Genomic DNA, 16,861 nt, shown 5'->3' on the forward strand with positions numbered 1-16,861 from the left:
TTTCCAGTTCCGCAATCTACCACAAGCGCTGACGAACATCGTCCTTCAGATAAGGGTTGAATTTTGCCGCCCAGAATGCACCTATGATTGAGAGATAGCCCTTTAAAGCTGAAGAAGGAGCGCGACAGCTGCCATCAATTGAGAGCGTTTTTCGAACCGCGCAAATTTGTGGGCAAATCGTGCAAGCTTATGCGCAAATACCGCGCAAAATTATGGGCGAACACAGCCGAATTTCCTGAATGTCTTCAATGAAGACAATGCAGCGTTATGAGAACACCTACATCTAGTGTAGGGACGCGCACAAACCTTCACGCACCCCATAAGTTTGCACGATTTGCCCATAAGTTTGCACTGTTTCACGATAATAGTGCGGAGGAGAACAAGTAAATCGCCTTATGCGGGTGCCGAAGGATAGATTTCAGTGTCTCAAGGATTGAACACCTGATCGCGATGCCAGATCAGGTTCTCCTTGTGCCCAGCAGTTAGACCAGAGATCCGCTTGGAATGTCCGGACAACGAGCTCATTGCCGGCGCGGACAGTTTACTCGAAAACCAAGGTGTCCCGTCGTCCTTGAAAGTCACCAACAGATGCCTGGCGTGTTTCTTGATCCATAGCCAGGCAGGGTGCCTGAGAAACATCATATAATCAGATTTGGATAGCATCGTATTATTTGCATTCCAGATTTGATGAAATCAGTGAAAGACCATCGCGGCCAGCTATTGAGAGTAACTTTTCTTAGGTGCAGTCGTCGTCACCACTCTACCAAAGACTCATGTAAATCGTACCGATAGCTCGGTGTCCATAACGCCACCAAAACCAGCTGACCATTCTTCTCCCGGGGACACTGGCCATGCGTCTGTCAATGTGCCAGTTGTGACGAGCTCGCCTCCCTGAAGCTGGTCGGCTTCGGAGAGCAGAGACACAAGATGAGCCAGGACTTCGATTGGGCCGCCAAGCGCGTTTTCACCTTTGCCGGACTCGATGGCCTCACCGCCCTTGAACAATGCTATTGGCACTTCAGCCAAGCCGGTCAAAACATCTTGCGTCGCCGCGATTTTGTCGCCGAGAACAAGGCAGCCGTGCAATCCTTGTGCTGCGATTGAATCTTCGACCGAGAATTTCCAGTCGGGATAAATCGATTGAACAATTTCAAACCCAGGGGCAACCCACTCTACGCAACCTGCCAACTGCTCATTGTTCATTTCAGCTGTTGGTGCATGTTTAAGGCCCACTACAATTTCTGGTTCAATCCTCGGTTCTGAATACCTTGCCAAGTTTACCGGCTGATCAGTCGAAAACAGCCCATCTGCGTAGACCTGTCCCCAAATGGGTTGATCTACACCATAAACAGGCCAAATCGTGCGGTTCGTGAAGCCGACCTTCCGGCCAACTCTCTTTTTGCCCTGAAGCTCTCGGACGCGACTTGCAATCGAATATGCTTCATCCAGCGTTAGCTGTTCGGCCTCTGAAGACAGTTTAGATATCTGCTGGGCAGAGGTCAGGGCATCAGCGATTGTCTTAGCGCTAGCTTCAATATCTCTTGTCATATTCGCATTATACCTGCCGAAGGCTGGATTGCGATGCAATAGAGGTCCATCAGGATTGGCTCAAGATTGGACCACTGGTCGCAGGGGTCGACGTAACCGATTTACTTCTGCGGATCACCTGTTCGGCTCTAGTCATGCACGCTAATCGAAACAGGATGCACAGTGTTGAACAAGGTAGGATATTCGCCTCCGGCATCGAGAATGCGCGCTTTGTTGGCCTTGAGACAGCAAACAATACGATGCCAGAGTATGATCCTGCTTGGCCTAAAGCCCTAGTGGAAATAGAGCATTTTTTGAATTCAATTTGAGCAGTGTACCCAGCTCAGAATGGGCAGCCAAATACGGAATATAGCAATTCAGAAAAATTGTGACTTCCAACCAGCGGCTACTCAATTGCAGTGCGAAATGTTGAGGTAAGTCGTTTGTTCAAACCGTGATGAGGCTCCGCAGAGGAACCGTAGTGCAACTCCGCCAAGGCAGCGATGTCATTGAAAATGACTACGGAGCCGCCCTCTTCATTCGCATAAACCAGTAGTTTTTGGCAAAAGGCATCCAAACCAATTGCCGGAAAGCCCGCCATTGCCACGCCACCGGGTGCTGGTCCGCCGAACAGCAAGAGAACCGTATCCGGCAGCGCCACCCCCTGTTGGGAAGCTTCCGTTGCAAAATCGATTTCCCCAAACCAGACAGTATCGTCCTGCCCCATTACGGCTGTACTGAGACGTTCGACTGCCTCTGGTACGCTGCGCTGAGATCGCAGTTCGATGACCCCATAGTCGGCAAACAATTCGCTGGTTGGCGCTGGTGCTGCATCCAAGCCGTTCAGAACTTCGAGCAGCTTGCTCTCAAATGTATTTAACGCTTGGGTGTCATTCAGACCATGCCGCACTTTGAGAAACTGAGAGTCTGTATAGGCGATCTGCGGGCGATCATCCTGATCGAATGAGAGAACGCGAAAAGGAAGGTCCAGACCTGCTCGTACGTTCTCTTCCAGAATGGGCGTGTTTATCTCTGGATCAGAGAAAATGAGTACACGTGATGCTGGCATTTCTACGCCTTCAGCTTTGGCCAAACGCGCGTGATCTATCGATGCGATTGGAGTAGCTCCCGCTTCGACAACGGCAGTCTCAAGCTCTAAAAAGTTTTTGTCCACCGCAGTCTGAACAGATGACGATTGTGCAAGACCGGAGGTCGAAACCGACGCGGTTGTAATCATCGAGAGAACAAAGAAAAACCTCAGCACTTTAACACTTCCTGTTTCATTGTACTTTTCTCAGGGAAACCGCCGCCAGAGCTGCAAAAGCTATCTCGGCCGCAAGAAAAAATAGAAGTACCCCGTTTGGAACTCCATCGATAAGAATGCTTAGCATGCGTCCAACTGCCAGTCCCGACATAAACAAAAAAAGAACCCAAAGCGCCGGTTGTTGTAAATCTGGTTTCGCCACAGCCGCTAACCAAAACAAAGCGTTTGCCAGATAAAGACCCATAATCGCTCGGAACACGTGGGTTTGGTTCGTCCCTTCCACAGGAAATCCCAGCAAAACTGGGATCGAACTGCCGGGCATCAGACCGTATGATAACGCAATTGGCACGAGGCCGACGGCAGCAAGCAAAAGTACCAATCTAGCACTCATGGAGGAATCCTTCTCGTAGAGGTTTCGCTCTTTTGCGAATTCCCAATCGGTTTTTTGAGGCAACCGATGATTCGAGCCGGATGCCCAAACAGCAATCAGAAAGGCATATTGTATGCCTCATTAACCTTCTGAGAGATGACACCTTCGGTTGATGTCTATTCTTCAACTTAACCTTGGTTGGAAACCAGCTTCCCACTCGGAAGAATTCCTCTAAGGTTTCTAGATGTGCCTTTACCAGACTGGCGCTACTGCTGCTTTCGTTTAACCGAGATAATGCATCCAGAGTGTTTTGGATGCCGTGCAGGGACATCTCGTGCCATAGCGTCCACGTTTCCGAGGTGCCGCAACGCTCCGTTGTTGAGCAATACGCCTCGCCCAGCATCATACCGGCGCTGTCCGAATCCGCTGGCAACACATTCCCAGTTTTCCTTGGCCGCCGCGTTGCGGAATCTCGGTAGGTCGTGCGGGTCATGCCGTCCCGGTGTCGCTGCGACGTGATCGTGTTTCTTTGAGTTGCTTTGGTGACTTAAGTAGTGGGTCACTTGTGTTGAGCCAGGTTGCTGAACAGCACCGGTTGTTGGCCTCGGCCTAGGGCGCATGATTGTCACGACACCTTGTGGATTCTTATGTCCTGGGACGGCTACGTGAGTTGCCATAGGTCTTGGTGTCAACTGTGGAACCTGGCCAGGAACCGCTATGGGAACCTGATTAGGAGTCGCGGTCGGGACGAGCGGTGGCACAGCAGTTTGACCGGAAGGCTGAGGCGGGACCTGACCAGGAACGGCGACTGGTATTTGGTTTGGTGTTGCAGTTGGCACAAGGGGCGGCACATCAGGCTGAGGCGGAACCTGGCCAGGGACAGCTATCGGAATTTGATTGGGAGTCGCAGTCGGAACTTGCGGCGGCACAGCAGTTGGCCCGGTAGCCAATGGCGGAACCTGATTGGGAACGGCTGTCGGAACCCGGTTTGGTGTCGGATTTGGCACCAAGGGTGGAGCTAGGGTTGGTGCTACGATCGGCGTTGGAACTTGACCGGGAACCGCTATTGGCGTTGCGATAGGAACCCGACCGGGAATTGCGTTCGGGACCGCGCCCGGCGCAAGGACAGGCACAACAACGGACGTGGGCGTTTGCGGCGTTCCCCTTGGTGGCAACTGATTTGCCACCGGCTGCGTTGGGCCGGTAATTTGATTGCCTACCCCTTGCCCACCGGCCTGGCCACACCCTTGGCTCGACTGGTGCGGATTCCCCACGCCACGGCACCACCCGAAATGATTTCCCTGCGCGACGACCTGCGTAGCGGCCAGTTCTGCAAACAAACAAGCTGCTGCAAGCAAAGCAATGCGGTTCCGTTTCATAACATCCTCACCAACTTGTTGTCAGAGCAAGATACGCGCCAGGATCGCCAGAGTCGGTCAAAGGGCCGTCTCTCAAAGGGACACCGACATATCCGGACAGGAATAGGTTTCGCTTAAACTCAATGTCCAAACCCAGACCTGTTGAGGCCAGTGTAGCATTATCAACTTCAAAACTCGCAGGGTCGTTGTTCGAGATGTAACCCACGTCGAAAAAGACAAATGGCGTTAAGCGATGAATGCTTTGCGAGCTCGGAAAGTAGGAGTGAGACACTTCGAAAGTCGCGGAAATCCCGGAATCACCGTCCACTTCGTCAAACCGATATCCGCGCAAAGCATAACGATCACCAAGGAAATACTCTTCGACAGATGGCAATCTGTCCGTCGTGTACTGCCCCCATATTTCTGTCCGCCACGCAGTGTTGGGCGATAAGGCTGTTAATGGGCTTTCGTATCCGACGCCGCCTCGAAGATGCCAGAACGAAGAGTCCCCGTCGTCAAAGCTTGCGTCTGTGGTGTCGTTTTCATTATCGCCAAAAGACAGCGTTAACCCTGCTTCCAGAGCTTGTCCTTTTGGATAGTTTTGCCCATAAAGATATGTAAGGCCAACGACACTCGCGTCACTAGACAATGGAACGCCGCCACTGACTGAGTCCGCTTCGGAAAGGCGATAATCCAGCAGCAGATAGCCATAGCGCGCCACATCTCGGATCACGGGGTAACCCAACGCGACGGTGAAGTTCTCGCCATCAATATCTGTTCTTGCAAAATCACCCGAGAGGTCACGTTTTGCGTTTATGTTCCCGTAGAAAATCTCACCATACAGACCATTGCTGTGCAGCGGTGTGCGATAGGTAACAGCGCCCCATAAAGAGTGTTCGTCGTCTTTGTCCCAATTGTAGTTACCTGACCCCTCAAATCGCAGCAAATCCCCGACGGTCAGCATCGAATAAAACTCTTGTACGACATAGAAGCTGAGCGCTTCTCCAAGCTCACGCGGAGGGTTGTCGAGTGTCGCGCTGCCGGCTTGTTTGCGCAGTGGCTCTCCCAATACTCTCAGCCGAGCACCAGCCTGATCCGGGTAGTCAAGTTCGGTCGACAATTCCAAGTCAGGTATGTCCTCGGCCAGCATCACTGCCCGCTCAAATCGTTTCAGCGTTATGGGATAGGAGGTGGTGAGGGGTTGAAAAATCTTCTCTAGTGTTTGGAACGTGCGAGTATCTACCCCTTCAATTTCGATGGTTTGAATGCGCCCTTCATCAACAATTATGCTCTGCCCATCGGGACCGGGCCAGGCCTCAGCCAAGAAATAACCGTCTTCTCGGTAGATCTGAGTGATCGTTGATGCGACCTCCACCGCTGTGATGCGCCCTGACCGATTAAAGGCCAACTGACCGGCAAACGTTAACAGCTCATCAGTATCATACACCGTTACGCCGCTGACAGAGTGCTGTGATGCTATGTCCCAAGTTTGTGCAATGCTGTATTTTGGCACTGAAACAATGGCCACAAAAGTGCAAATGATCGCAATTACAACCGAGTTGGTTACGGGCATTTTCTACAACCTTAGCGTGATTGAGCATGTTAAAACCCAATCCTATTACGAGGTTTGAATGTCTGAGCTTGCCGTTATTCAAATTTGATCACGACTGGTGCTTTCGAGATACACAGCGAACAAACTACAATGCGCCTTCGTCGCCCAGGAACTCGATACCAGCTGTCGCGCCATCACTGTAGGCAATGCAATTCCAAGGAGCACGATCCTCACCAACGCCTACAGTGACCTGTGTTCCCGCCTCGCTAAATGCCGATGAGAGCACCACGACTTGCGAATTGTTCGTGGTGTTGGCTACATCTCGCAAACATGCTTGCTGAGCCGGTGTGAGCTCGGCGGACGCGCTTGATGTACTCGTATCGTCACAGGCCGCAAGCATTGCGAAAAAAGTTGCGCCTGCAATCATCACCATCTTGTTGGTCATTTTCTTCTCCCTCGGGGTCCTTTGAAATTAACGAAATTGGATGCGCTTGTTTGAAGCTCTCGTGTCTGAGCACCCAACAGAACATGCTTCCATCCTGTGAATACCTTTCCCAAAACTTGCTGCGGCGGGCTTAGTCGGCGGAACAACATTTCGTTGACTATCGGGGCCGCCAACAACGTGTGAAGGCCGAATGACGACACTGGCGAAAGCTAAAGCAAACTCTGGAAAGATGGGGAGAGCGTTAGGTTCCAACATCGCGTCCTCCCAACGCTCGACCATTATTAAAGGCCTTCCGACCGCCAGCACTCACTCCAGCAGTCGGAAGGGCCCGACAAGTCGGGCGACAGCGACAACAACGGAGGTAAAATTAAAGTTGTGTCGAATTCGCATGTTTGAATCTATTTTTTCATAAATCAACATTTTTTCCGCGCGTAAAATTCTCTATGCTCTCGTATGATAAGCGTCTGCTTTCAAAAAAAGGTAAGAGGGAGCATCCTTAGGGGCGAGTGGGTTCTCCTGAACGGCGAAGCGTTTGAGACCGCACAGAAAGTAAGAAAGGAGTGAAATATGGGATTTGGCGAAGCAGTAAAAACGTGTTTCTCAAAATACTTCCAGTTCTCCGGTCGGGCTTTACGCTCAGAATACTGGTGGTTCTTCTTGTTCGTAGTTCTCGCGAGCGCTGCTTTAGCTGTGCTGGATACGATCATATTCGGGACCAACCCCGAAACAGGGCAGGGATCTCGGGTTCTGTCCTCTGTTTTCCAACTGGCTGTTCTCATACCCATGCTGGCCGCCGGTTGGCGGAGGCTGCATGATACAGGACGACCTGGCTGGTATTTGCTGCTGCCGATGGCGCTCAGCATTACAACGCTCTTTGTTATGCTGGGTGGGGTGGCGTTCTTCTCGGTATTGGAGCAAGGAACCGAAAACCCCGATGCATTACGAGGACCCGCGGCAGTACTGGGCGTGACCGGTATTGTTGTTGTCTCAATTCTTCAATTGGTTCTGTCCATTCTGATGATCTGGTGGTTGACGCGCCCTTCGGAAGAAGGCGCAAACGAATACGGCGCACCTGTTTCCTGACCTGGTTGCCGGGGCAATTGGCCGGAATCTCTGGCTGATTGACAGTGCGAACCGTAACACCATGGAGAGAGAAAATGAGTTTCAAAACGATTTCCACTGGGACGCTGATGATGGTTATGGCGACCACAGCATCAGCGGAGTGGTCGTTCAACTCTGGGCCTAATCCCAATGCATTTATTCAGACCGGAAACATGACGCTGGAACTTCAGTGTGACCGTATCCGCTTTGCTCCGGCTGGATACGAGGACAGCCAGGACATTGTACAGAAGCAAGGGCTTTCCATTCGTTTCTTGAAGAATGGCACCACCGAAGTTGGCGCATTTCAGGTTGGCGCAGAAAACGCTGACGTGCAGGTCGTCGACAATTATCCTGTCGAGGTCAGTTTCAATAGTCAGCAGGATTATGGTTTTGTACTGGACCAGCTCGCGGCCAATGCATCCGTTAACCTGTCCATGATTGATCAAGATGTCAGCTACGGAATCTTTGACTTGAAAGGTTCCAGCGCGGCAATTCGGTCCCTTCGTTCCGCCTGCGATTCAGGTGCTAGCCAAGGGGCCTCCTACGAACCCCCAGAAGGCATCGTCTATTGTGGTGGCGGAGCGGTAGAGCGTGTCATCGAACCGGTAATTTTGGACAACCCGGACGGAGAATGGGACGCGCGAGTAACGGTCAACGGCGAGTCGATCAGAGCCATGACGGCCTATAGTTACTTCGGAAACTATGAGCCGCCGGCCGGATTTGTCGTCGCCCTGCTTGGGGAAGACAGGTCCGAGTTTCTGATTTTTAGCGAAGGCTCGTCAAACTGGCTGGAATACGGGGACTACAGGTATGATCAATGCAACTGAAGCCACCTTCCAACCGGCTTCTCAATTGGCAAACTACTTGAAACGTTTGGTATCTGCGATCCTGCTTGGTTCGGGCCTGGTTTGGACCTCACCAGTTGTCGCGGCTGACGTTTCGCAACTTCCAACCGGTTTGCGAGCAAAGGTTGATCTGGCGGCACGAGCATGCGCGGAGTTCAACAACGGTCAGTTTGGCTTAGATTGGGGCGCGGTCGAAAGGGTCGATCTCAACGGAGATCTACAACGCGACTGGGTTTTGAATGAGTCTGGTTTTGCGTGTTCGAGCGCCGCATCTCTTTACTGCGGAACTGGCGGATGCATGTCGCACTTTTGGGTTGGCGAAGAGGTGCACTCCTTGCTCAACCAAGGCTGGACGGTCGTTGATTTTGGGCGTCGACGCGTTGTCGTAGCGGATATTCATGGATCCAATTGCGACGGAATAAATCCAACGCCATGCGTCAGCGCCAGTGTTTGGGATGGCGAAGCCGACACTTGGCGCTCATCTGCTGGCGATTGGGAGTAAGCTGCATTTGGGCACCGCAGATAAGCCTGACGGCCTGTTATTCGATGAGTTCTCTTTAACATGCAATGAGGTCATTGGCCATGGATCTACCGAACCAATCTCTGCTTTGTGAGTGATCAACATCAACGCATTGGACAAAGCCAGCAGTCACTCTGTCTAGTGTTGGAAACTAGTACCGAGCGTGGGCTCTCATTTCGACGATCACGATCCTCTTCGTCTGACACTCCCGCAAAAAGACAAACAGTCCTGATCCTAAGATTAGCGTGACACCAAGCGGGATGGGGAGGTTTTGTATTTCTACCGACCGAAACTCCTTTCTCTGGTCACAATACGGACTGACCATTCCAAAAATTTCCTACCGCCACCTTGAATTTCTGGACCAATCATTCCAAATCATACGCATGAGCAAAAAAACTCTCCCAAATGGCGACATCAAATCATCCGCAGGTCCAGGTAGACCTCGTGCCTTTGACGAAGCTGAGGCGTTGGAAAAAGCCTTGTGCGTATTCTGGCACAAGGGCTACGAGACCGCGTCCGTGGATGATCTGACCAAGGCCATGGGTTTGAGTCGGTCCAGCTTCTATGGAGCGTTCGGCAACAAGCAGGCTCTGTTTCACAAAGCCCTCAGCCACTATTCAAGGCGTGGTTTGAAAGCGCTGCGTGACGTTGCTGACGCGGGAGGAGATGACCCTGCTGGTGCGATAATGGAAGCTTTGGCGAACCCGCAAGGAGGTCGTGATGGCTGCATGCTTATCAACTGCCTGACGGAACTTGCTCCTCATGATGATGAAGTGGCGGCTCTCGGGCGGCAGCATTTGGAGAATATTGACGAGATTATTGCGAGAGCGCTTGAGCCTTCGGATCCGGGACAGGCCCTCGATAAGGCACGCGCCTTTGCGTCCCTTGCAATCGGAACACTAGCCTTGCGCAAGGCGGGCGTTCCCGCTGAGCAGATATCGCAAACCCTGAAACAAGCCCGGTTGGTGATTTCGCCATAAGGCCTCCCGCCACCATAAGGAAATGAAACCTAAAACAAACTCAATCAAAAGACAGTGACCCTAATATTGGACTGATTGGTCCAATAATATCTGAACGAAGTTTACCAAAGAAGGAAGCAGCAATGGCTGATGAAAAACTGTTCTCTGGCATCAAAGCCGGTGCAATCGAGCTGAAAAACCGCATTGTCATGGCGCCATTGACCCGCAACCGGGCAAGAGCCGAGGATGACAGTGTCCATGAATTGCAGGCCAAGTACTACGCCCAGCGGGCGGGTGCAGGTCTGATCATCACGGAGGCTTCGCAAATCTCGCCCCAAGGCAAGGGCTATGCCTGGACGCCCGGCATATATTCCGAAGCGCAGATCGACGGCTGGAAAAAAGTGACTGAGGCCGTCCATGCCAAGGACGGGAAGATTGCAATCCAGCTTTGGCATGTGGGCCGGATTTCGCATTACAGCTTGCAGCAGGATGGTGGCGCCCCTGTTGCACCATCCGCAATTGGAGCCAAGGCCAAGACGTTTGATGGTGAGCAGTTTGTTGAAACATCTGAACCGCGGGCTCTGGCCATCGAAGAAATTGCTGGCATCGTTGCGGACTACCGGAGGGCTGCGGAAAACGCCAAAGAGGCCGGTTTCGACGGTGTCGAGGTCCACGCAGCCAACGGATACCTTATCGATCAATTCCTGCGGGACGAATCCAACAAGCGTGAAGACGAATACGGCGGTCCTGTCGAGAATAGAGCACGGTTCCTGAAAGAGGTCATGGACGTGGTTGTCGATGTCTGGGGCGCCGACCGCGTTGGTGTCCGCCTCAGCCCATTCTCGGACGCCAACAACATCTCCGACAGCGACCCACAGGCGACATTCACCCATGCGGTCAAATTGCTGAATGGCTATGGGCTGGCCTATCTCCATCTCGTGGAGGGACAGACCGGCGGCCCGCGCGATATTCCGGAAGGTGGCGATCTGAAGGCGCTCTATGAATTGTTTGACGGTGCGAAAATGGGCAACAACGCTTATGACCGGGAAATGGCGGTTGAAGCGGTTGAAACCGGAGCCGTCGATCTGGTGGCCTTTGGTCGGCCGTTTATTTCCAACCCGGATCTTGTCAACCGGCTGGAGAAAGACGCCGCGCTGAATGAGCTCGATCCAACCACTCTCTACGGCGGCACTGAAAAAGGGTACACCGATTACCCGGCACTGGAAGAGGAAGCGGTTGCCGCAGAGTGATACATCGCTCTTAACTCCGTAGTGACAAGCAAAACCAAGCAAAGTGAGCGCGTCGGTTTGAACGCGCTCACCTAGCAGTTACGGAAATGCCCATTCTTGAAGCGAGGATCTATCACTAGCCTGCGAATTAACTGCTTCCCTATGATCAGGGTTGAATATTTCCAATCAGAATGCACTCTTGATTGAGAGGCGCCCGGTTTTAGTTGAAGAAAATGTGCGGTGACTACTATCAATTGAGCGCGTTTCTTGAACCGCGCAAACTTATGGGCAAATCGTGCAAACTTGTGCGAAAATGCCGCGCAAAATTATGTGCGAACACAGCCGAATTTCCTGAATGAAATCAATGATACTAATGCATCGTTATGAGAACACCTACAGTTGTTGTAGGTGCGCCCAAAGCTTTGCATTTCGCCTAAAGATTTGCATCTTTGGCCCAAAACCTTGGGCGCACTAGCCACCCATTAAATTTCGAATTCAAAGCTAATTTCGCACAGCGCAAATTTTGGTTGGTCCCATGCCATGGTCGTGGCCCCCGTGAAGCTTGAGGACTGCCGCTTCCAGCGCAAAGCGGACCTTCCAATCCAAGCATGATGACTTCCGAGATGCGGACCAAACCGCTATTCGCTTTCATCCGCGCAATGCCTGCATCCGGTAGCGATATTCTCTGAGGAAAGGCTCAACTATTTGGGAAACAGAAAGGTAGCCACAAGTCTCGCGCCCCAACCGTCGGGCCCACTATCGGGGCCGTCGGCCCAATAGCGTACTCCTCCGCCTACGCTGATAAGTTGATCACCGAGTTGGGTAACTTTGGTGACAACACCGTTGATTGGCGCAGACCATTGATCGTTTTCCCAATCGTAGGTGGACTCAGTGTTTAAAGTGAACGTCCACGCGTTCGAATTTGTGTAGGAAATAAATGGCTGTAAGAACGTCTGGTTAATGTCGGTGTCACCATCAATGTCCCAAATGTGATTTGTCAGGCCACCATATGTCCAAAGACCCTGCTGTTTGAGAGCCACGCCGGTAACTCCGGCACCCCACTTTCCGAGACCTAAGCTGTTATCTGTCGACGTTGGCAGCAGAAAAACGGGTCCAGCCCCCCAAATCCAACCGCCCGCACTTGGTTTTTGGGCGAAAGAAATAAGCTTTGAACAGTATCTCCTAGCCCGGTCTCGGATTCAGAACCCGGTAGGCCACTATCTATGGAGGCAATTGGAAGAATTGTTCGGGATATGAGGTTCCAATCATCCGTAAGATCAAAGGGAACAACCGGTTGTACGTTTAATATCCAACGCGAACCATTTCCGTCGGCACCCGAATTCTGATCATAATTCAGCTGGAATGGTACACTAATGAGAGCGGCCACTGGGTTAGCAAGTTGCTTTGCTAGTTCTTCTTCCTGGGACTCTGCCCACGCAGTACCAGAAAGGGCACTAATCCCGGCAAGTATGGAGCAGCGTTGCAACCTTAGGTTCATAGGCGGTTCCCTTCAGCTGGCCGTTTTCTCATGAGTGGCTTGCACTTGAGATCGCCAGGTTGGCAATGACATCAATGGCGCACTCAAAGTCCGCCGCCGCCGAACTGTATGAAATTGTCCAGCACGGTTGACTTATAGCCAAAATACTTGGTCGAAACTGGCCTTCAGACTGTCTCCATAAGCGTGTCCGAAAGCACATCCTTGGAGAGCGCCCCCGGTGCGCCTATTGCGACAAGCCTTGTTTCGGGTTTGCGGTCCCCCCAAGCACCATCTCGTGCGATGTCCATACGTTTTCCGACCACCTGAACAAGAATGCGATGATCTGGATCCTCCTCACTAAAAACAAAACCCTTAAGACGATAAACGTCGCCGGGAAGCTTCCGAATAGCACTCCGGAGGGAAGATAGGCTTATTGGGCGTTCAGCTTTCATCATAGTTGTTGAGAAGCTGTCTGAGTGATCAGTATGATGACAACCACAATCTGGTCCATGTTCATGGTGATCAGGTATTTCCGTTTCGAGTTGTTCGGCGGCAAAGCGGCCGACAGAAAGAAGTATGTCGAGTGGGACGTCTGCGTTTACAGCTTCGACCAGGCGATATCGACGGAAGTGAGACCCGAGCCAATCATGCACCTTCTGAACTGTGGCCCTGTCGACAAGATCAACCTTGATCAGAATTACCATGTCCGAAAATGTAATTTGACGGAGCTTCAGTTCCATTTGTTCCGGCGCGGCAAATAACTGTTCCGCATCGACAAGACACATGAGGCTGTCTAAGCGGATCATGTCCCGGAACCGATGATCCGTAAACGTCATCGCGATTGATGATGGGTCCGACACGCCGCTTGCTTCAAGGACGATGTATTCCGGTTTCTCAGGCCGAGCGAGAACAGCTTCTACCGTTTCAATCAGATCATCTCGTATCGAGCAGCAAACGCACCCATTAGCCAAGCTCATCACATCATCTTCGAGGCCAACCACCAAGTCGGCGTCTACGTTTATTGATCCAAAGTCATTCACCAGGACTGCCACTCGTAATCCGTGATTACCGGTGAGGATGCGGTTCAGAAGCGTTGTCTTACCGGCTCCTAGAAAGCCGGTAAGGATCGTTACGGGGATCGCAGAAGTCGAACCAAATTCAATCATTGTTCGATCTCCTCTCAGTCTTCATCACGCGAGCCGATTACATCCGAAACTTTGATGGTAAAGTCCTGCGGCCAGTCCCCGCCGGGTGCTCGGAAAACGTCAGTTGGGTAGTATTCGCGTGGATCGATCTCCATATCACGGTACTTCTGGTCTTGCTGATCTGCTCGGGTGAGCCTCGGATTCGGTAATGTGATTTCATCCGGAAGCTCAATACGCCCGGCCTCGGCTGCCGCAGCCAGTTCACGAAATGGTGGCACAGTACCGGATTTTCCGGGCAATGCAGCTTTCCTGTACCAGATTGCATCCTTGGTCACGTTCACAACGGCTACATCGAGACCCCATTGGAACAGACCGTCGTAGTGGGCGCGAATACCAGCCAGCATTTCAGCGTTAATGTCTTCGTCCTGGGTATAGTGTGTCACCATTCCCTAACGCGGCCTTGTGTCAGCAAAGAGCTTATCCACGGCATAGTGGGAGGTGTGATGCGTATCGATAGTGTAATTAAAGAGATCCTGTGGGATACCGTATTTGTAAGTCATCAACTGACCAATATCCTGTCCCGACATTTCGGTTACAAAGACATCAACGCCTTCGCCGTATTTCGGTGAAAGCTCATCCGGGCGTCCATCGCCGGTCCATACAAAGCTCAGACCGTTCCAATCGAGCCGATAACCAACTGCGCCGTCCTTGGCATGACTGCGCGGCCAGGACCGAACAGTCACACCGTCTTGGTCATAAACGATGCCACCTTCTTGGCGGAAATCGAACTCGTTGACCTCGATCTCATAGCCGTCCCCAATCGGGAACACATCAAAGGCCTCCAGATGCCATTTGAGCATCTGTTGCATGCCTTTGACCAATCCAGCTGTGCCAAGTTCGGGCATCCGACCAGAGGGACCATGGATGCGCAATGGTGTATATCCAACATCACGATCAGACATGCCCACTCCGCGCTTATCGAAGAAAATAACTCGCGCGAACCGACTGATTTTGGTCAGAAATCGCGCATAGTCCGGGCTTTCCCAGGCAAATTCGATATGGGTTGCCCAAACTTGCGCCCATAGCAGATCAATGGGTCCGGTCCCGAAAACTTGATAAGCGATGTGAATATCGCCCGCCTTGGCATAATGTGTCCTTGGCCGTTCCATGACTTAAAATCGCGCGCCGCACCTAATGGGTCAATAGGTTGTTGGAGGCTGGCTTCTGCGAGAGAAAGTTAGTCGAAACTGGCTTCTTTTATAGCGCTGCACCGCCCCACTGGACCGGCGTGTTGAGTGTCCGGTTTGGGCTGAGGGCAGTCATTTACTTGGAGTACAGAGATGGACGGTTATGATCCCTGCGTTAAGCCAACTATCCCTCTGCTGTTTCAATTTTCCAAGCCGCTAGCAGCCTCGGAAGCACAAGATCCCAATCCATAACACCTGTCTGTTTGGCCCAGTTATTGTATTGACTAATCAGGTGTGCCTCCAATTCGGCGTTGCTCCCTCTCAAATCAGTCAACTCAGTGCGATCCGCTTCGATGTCATAGAGTTCCCAATCTTGCCCATGCTGCCTGACAAGTTTGAACTGACCCAGCCGTACTGCCGAATTTCCTTCATGTTCGAAAAAGATAGGCTCATCTCGCGCCCAATCTTTGCCGCGGAACAGGTCCATCAACGACTGCCCTTGCATAGGCTGAATCTCGTGACCACCTACCTCACTTTGATACTGGCATCCCGTTGCCTCCAAAATAGTGGGTAACACATCAACGACATGACAGGCGGCGTGCGCGTTTGCTTCTGAGGCAAACCCATTGGGCCAGTGCGCTATTAGCGGCGTCGATATACCGCCTTCATGAACGTAGTGCTTGAACAACCGAAACGGCGCATTCGAGACATTCGCCCACGGCTTGTCGTAGCTCTGGTATGTCTGGGCACCGCCCGGCATCACGTCGGGGCGGTTTCCCATTTCAATGGGGCGGCCGTCATTTGTGGTATCCGGGAAGAACTTTGCCCATCCGTCTTCCGCCATGAATTCAGCGCAGCCACCATTGTCGGACAGGAAAAAAATCAAGGTGTCTTCGAACTGCCCCAAACGCTTTAACGCAGCGATAAGTCTACCGATAGATTGATCCATCCGGTCTACCATTGCAGCATAGGTGGCCATCTTTCGTGCCTCCCAATCGGTATTCTGTTCGGCCTCCCAGGGGTGAACGGCAACATTACGTGGAGAAATTTCCCAGTTTCTATGAAACAGGTTCATGCTGTTCATGGTTTCGTGCCGTGCGGTACGGATTGTGTCCCAGCCGCCTGAATACACCCCGTCATAGCGAGCGATGTCCTCGGGATGGGCATGCAGGGGCCAATGTGGTGCAGTATGCGCGAGATAAAGAAAAAAAGGCTGGCCGTCGGGTGTTTCCTCGATCATTTCAATTGCGTTGTCCGTGATTGCATCTGTGAAATAGAAGTCATCCGGGAATGTCATGACACGGCTGTCATCTTCGAGCATGTAATGCGGCGAGAAGAAGTGGGTGACGCCATCGACGATCCCATAGAAGCGATCAAAACCACGCTGTCTCGGCGTCGGATGCTCAACATCACCAACCCGCCAGCTGTCAACTTCGCGCGCCATGAAATCTCCGGCGACATGCCATTTGCCGGACATCAATGTCCGATAGCCACCTGCACGTAGGTGTTCCGCTATGGTGGCGCTGTCATTACGTAAAAACCCCTGGTATGCGGGCGTGCCCAGGTCGGCCCCCATGTGACCCACGCCGGCGTTGTGTGGATACAACCCGGTCAAAAGAGATGCCCGCGTAGGACAACAGCGAGCGCAGTTATACATTGCTGTAAGCAGCACACCATCTCTTGCAAGGCCATCGATATTTGGGGTGCGAATTTCCGATCCGGTGGCACCCAAATCTGCAAAACCCAGATCATCAGCCAGGATCAGTATCACATTCGGTCGTTTTCTTGTCGGCATTCGGGGGCTCCATTGCTGCACTTATGAGCTTACCTCACTATCGGTGATGATCTTGTCTCCAAGCGACGCGACGATAGTGGGGAGAGG

Annotated in this window: 16 protein-coding genes; 6 read left to right on the forward strand and 10 right to left on the reverse strand. The window is 52.1% G+C overall.

Annotated elements, in window-relative coordinates; genetic code table 11:
- Nucleotides 1–771: 771 nt before the first annotated feature.
- From G7G_RS0121215 to G7G_RS0121225, 3 genes are all read right to left on the reverse strand, one after another.
- Nucleotides 772–1,548, reverse strand: a complete 777-nt coding sequence (locus tag G7G_RS0121215; RefSeq protein WP_010443489.1) for a 2-keto-4-pentenoate hydratase — start codon at nucleotides 1,546–1,548, stop codon at nucleotides 772–774.
- A 385-nt stretch (nucleotides 1,549–1,933) separates the two neighbouring features.
- Nucleotides 1,934–2,701, reverse strand: a complete 768-nt coding sequence (locus G7G_RS0121220; protein WP_238528855.1) for a DUF302 domain-containing protein — start codon at nucleotides 2,699–2,701, stop codon at nucleotides 1,934–1,936.
- A 106-nt stretch (nucleotides 2,702–2,807) separates the two neighbouring features.
- Nucleotides 2,808–3,182, reverse strand: coding sequence for a DUF4345 domain-containing protein (locus G7G_RS0121225; RefSeq protein WP_010443491.1), 375 nt, complete (start codon nucleotides 3,180–3,182; stop codon nucleotides 2,808–2,810).
- Nucleotides 3,183–3,915: 733 nt separating this feature from the next.
- Between G7G_RS0121225 and G7G_RS24150 the strand changes: the two genes are divergently transcribed.
- A complete protein-coding gene (locus tag G7G_RS24150; protein WP_010443492.1) occupies nucleotides 3,916–4,107 on the forward strand; it encodes a hypothetical protein in 192 nt (63 codons plus the stop codon).
- 440 nt (nucleotides 4,108–4,547) lie between these two features.
- Here G7G_RS24150 and G7G_RS0121235 read toward each other — a convergent pair whose 3' ends face one another.
- Nucleotides 4,548–6,092 (reverse strand): ShlB/FhaC/HecB family hemolysin secretion/activation protein, encoded by a 1,545-nt coding sequence (locus G7G_RS0121235; RefSeq protein ID WP_010443493.1) that lies wholly within the window; start codon nucleotides 6,090–6,092, stop codon nucleotides 4,548–4,550.
- A 124-nt stretch (nucleotides 6,093–6,216) separates the two neighbouring features.
- Entirely contained in the window at nucleotides 6,217–6,516 is a 300-nt protein-coding gene (locus tag G7G_RS23525) for a hypothetical protein (RefSeq protein ID WP_010443494.1), read from the reverse strand.
- A 567-nt stretch (nucleotides 6,517–7,083) separates the two neighbouring features.
- Here G7G_RS23525 and G7G_RS0121250 point away from each other — a divergent pair.
- The 5 genes from G7G_RS0121250 (at nucleotide 7,084) to G7G_RS0121275 (ending at nucleotide 11,191) form a co-directional block, all read left to right on the forward strand.
- Complete coding sequence (locus G7G_RS0121250) at nucleotides 7,084–7,599, forward strand: DUF805 domain-containing protein (RefSeq protein WP_010443495.1); 516 nt, start codon at nucleotides 7,084–7,086, stop codon at nucleotides 7,597–7,599.
- 74 nt (nucleotides 7,600–7,673) lie between these two features.
- Nucleotides 7,674–8,444 (forward strand): periplasmic substrate-binding domain-containing protein, encoded by a 771-nt coding sequence (locus G7G_RS0121255; protein WP_010443496.1) that lies wholly within the window; start codon nucleotides 7,674–7,676, stop codon nucleotides 8,442–8,444.
- A 37-nt stretch (nucleotides 8,445–8,481) separates the two neighbouring features.
- Nucleotides 8,482–8,964, forward strand: coding sequence for a hypothetical protein (locus G7G_RS0121260; RefSeq protein WP_139056635.1), 483 nt, complete (start codon nucleotides 8,482–8,484; stop codon nucleotides 8,962–8,964).
- 401 nt (nucleotides 8,965–9,365) lie between these two features.
- On the forward strand, nucleotides 9,366–9,962 hold the full coding sequence (locus tag G7G_RS0121270; protein WP_010443499.1) for a TetR/AcrR family transcriptional regulator: 597 nt from the start codon (nucleotides 9,366–9,368) through the stop codon (nucleotides 9,960–9,962).
- A 122-nt stretch (nucleotides 9,963–10,084) separates the two neighbouring features.
- Nucleotides 10,085–11,191: an alkene reductase gene (locus tag G7G_RS0121275; RefSeq protein ID WP_010443500.1), complete on the forward strand. Its 1,107-nt coding sequence runs from the start codon at nucleotides 10,085–10,087 to the stop codon at nucleotides 11,189–11,191.
- 680 nt (nucleotides 11,192–11,871) lie between these two features.
- Here the strand turns inward: G7G_RS0121275 and G7G_RS24805 are convergent.
- The 5 genes from G7G_RS24805 to G7G_RS0121300 all read right to left on the reverse strand — a co-directional run bounded on the left by G7G_RS24805 (nucleotide 11,872) and on the right by G7G_RS0121300 (nucleotide 16,774).
- Entirely contained in the window at nucleotides 11,872–12,210 is a 339-nt protein-coding gene (locus G7G_RS24805; RefSeq protein ID WP_010443501.1) for a hypothetical protein, read from the reverse strand.
- A gap of 622 nt (nucleotides 12,211–12,832) precedes the next feature.
- On the reverse strand, nucleotides 12,833–13,813 hold the full coding sequence (locus G7G_RS0121290) for a CobW family GTP-binding protein (protein ID WP_010443502.1): 981 nt from the start codon (nucleotides 13,811–13,813) through the stop codon (nucleotides 12,833–12,835).
- 14 nt (nucleotides 13,814–13,827) lie between these two features.
- The gene (locus G7G_RS23820) at nucleotides 13,828–14,235 is read right to left on the reverse strand and encodes a hypothetical protein (protein WP_139056636.1); all 408 of its coding nucleotides are present in this window, start codon (nucleotides 14,233–14,235) and stop codon (nucleotides 13,828–13,830) included.
- A gap of 6 nt (nucleotides 14,236–14,241) precedes the next feature.
- Nucleotides 14,242–14,961 (reverse strand): MBL fold metallo-hydrolase, encoded by a 720-nt coding sequence (locus G7G_RS23825; protein ID WP_010443504.1) that lies wholly within the window; start codon nucleotides 14,959–14,961, stop codon nucleotides 14,242–14,244.
- A gap of 202 nt (nucleotides 14,962–15,163) precedes the next feature.
- Nucleotides 15,164–16,774, reverse strand: coding sequence for an arylsulfatase (locus G7G_RS0121300; protein WP_010443505.1), 1,611 nt, complete (start codon nucleotides 16,772–16,774; stop codon nucleotides 15,164–15,166).
- Nucleotides 16,775–16,861 lie beyond the last annotated feature (87 nt).

Origin of the sequence: Ruegeria conchae (assembly GCF_000192475.1) — a bacterium.
Taxonomy (GTDB): Bacteria; Pseudomonadota; Alphaproteobacteria; order Rhodobacterales; family Rhodobacteraceae; genus Ruegeria; species Ruegeria conchae.

Excerpts from the sequence above, each read along its gene's own strand:
- G7G_RS0121275 (WP_010443500.1), top strand. The coding sequence starts at position 10,085 with ATGGCTGATGAAAAACTGTTCTCTGGCATCAAAGCCGGTGCAATCGAG.
- G7G_RS23825 (WP_010443504.1), bottom strand. The coding sequence starts at position 14,961 with ATGGAACGGCCAAGGACACATTATGCCAAGGCGGGCGATATTCACATC.
- G7G_RS0121250 (WP_010443495.1), top strand. The coding sequence starts at position 7,084 with ATGGGATTTGGCGAAGCAGTAAAAACGTGTTTCTCAAAATACTTCCAG.
- G7G_RS0121270 (WP_010443499.1), top strand. The coding sequence starts at position 9,366 with ATGAGCAAAAAAACTCTCCCAAATGGCGACATCAAATCATCCGCAGGT.
- G7G_RS0121290 (WP_010443502.1), bottom strand. The coding sequence starts at position 13,813 with ATGATTGAATTTGGTTCGACTTCTGCGATCCCCGTAACGATCCTTACC.
- G7G_RS0121300 (WP_010443505.1), bottom strand. The coding sequence starts at position 16,774 with ATGCCGACAAGAAAACGACCGAATGTGATACTGATCCTGGCTGATGAT.
- G7G_RS0121225 (WP_010443491.1), bottom strand. The coding sequence starts at position 3,182 with ATGAGTGCTAGATTGGTACTTTTGCTTGCTGCCGTCGGCCTCGTGCCA.
- G7G_RS23525 (WP_010443494.1), bottom strand. The coding sequence starts at position 6,516 with ATGACCAACAAGATGGTGATGATTGCAGGCGCAACTTTTTTCGCAATG.
- G7G_RS0121215 (WP_010443489.1), bottom strand. The coding sequence starts at position 1,548 with ATGACAAGAGATATTGAAGCTAGCGCTAAGACAATCGCTGATGCCCTG.
- G7G_RS0121255 (WP_010443496.1), top strand. The coding sequence starts at position 7,674 with ATGAGTTTCAAAACGATTTCCACTGGGACGCTGATGATGGTTATGGCG.
- G7G_RS0121235 (WP_010443493.1), bottom strand. The coding sequence starts at position 6,092 with ATGCCCGTAACCAACTCGGTTGTAATTGCGATCATTTGCACTTTTGTG.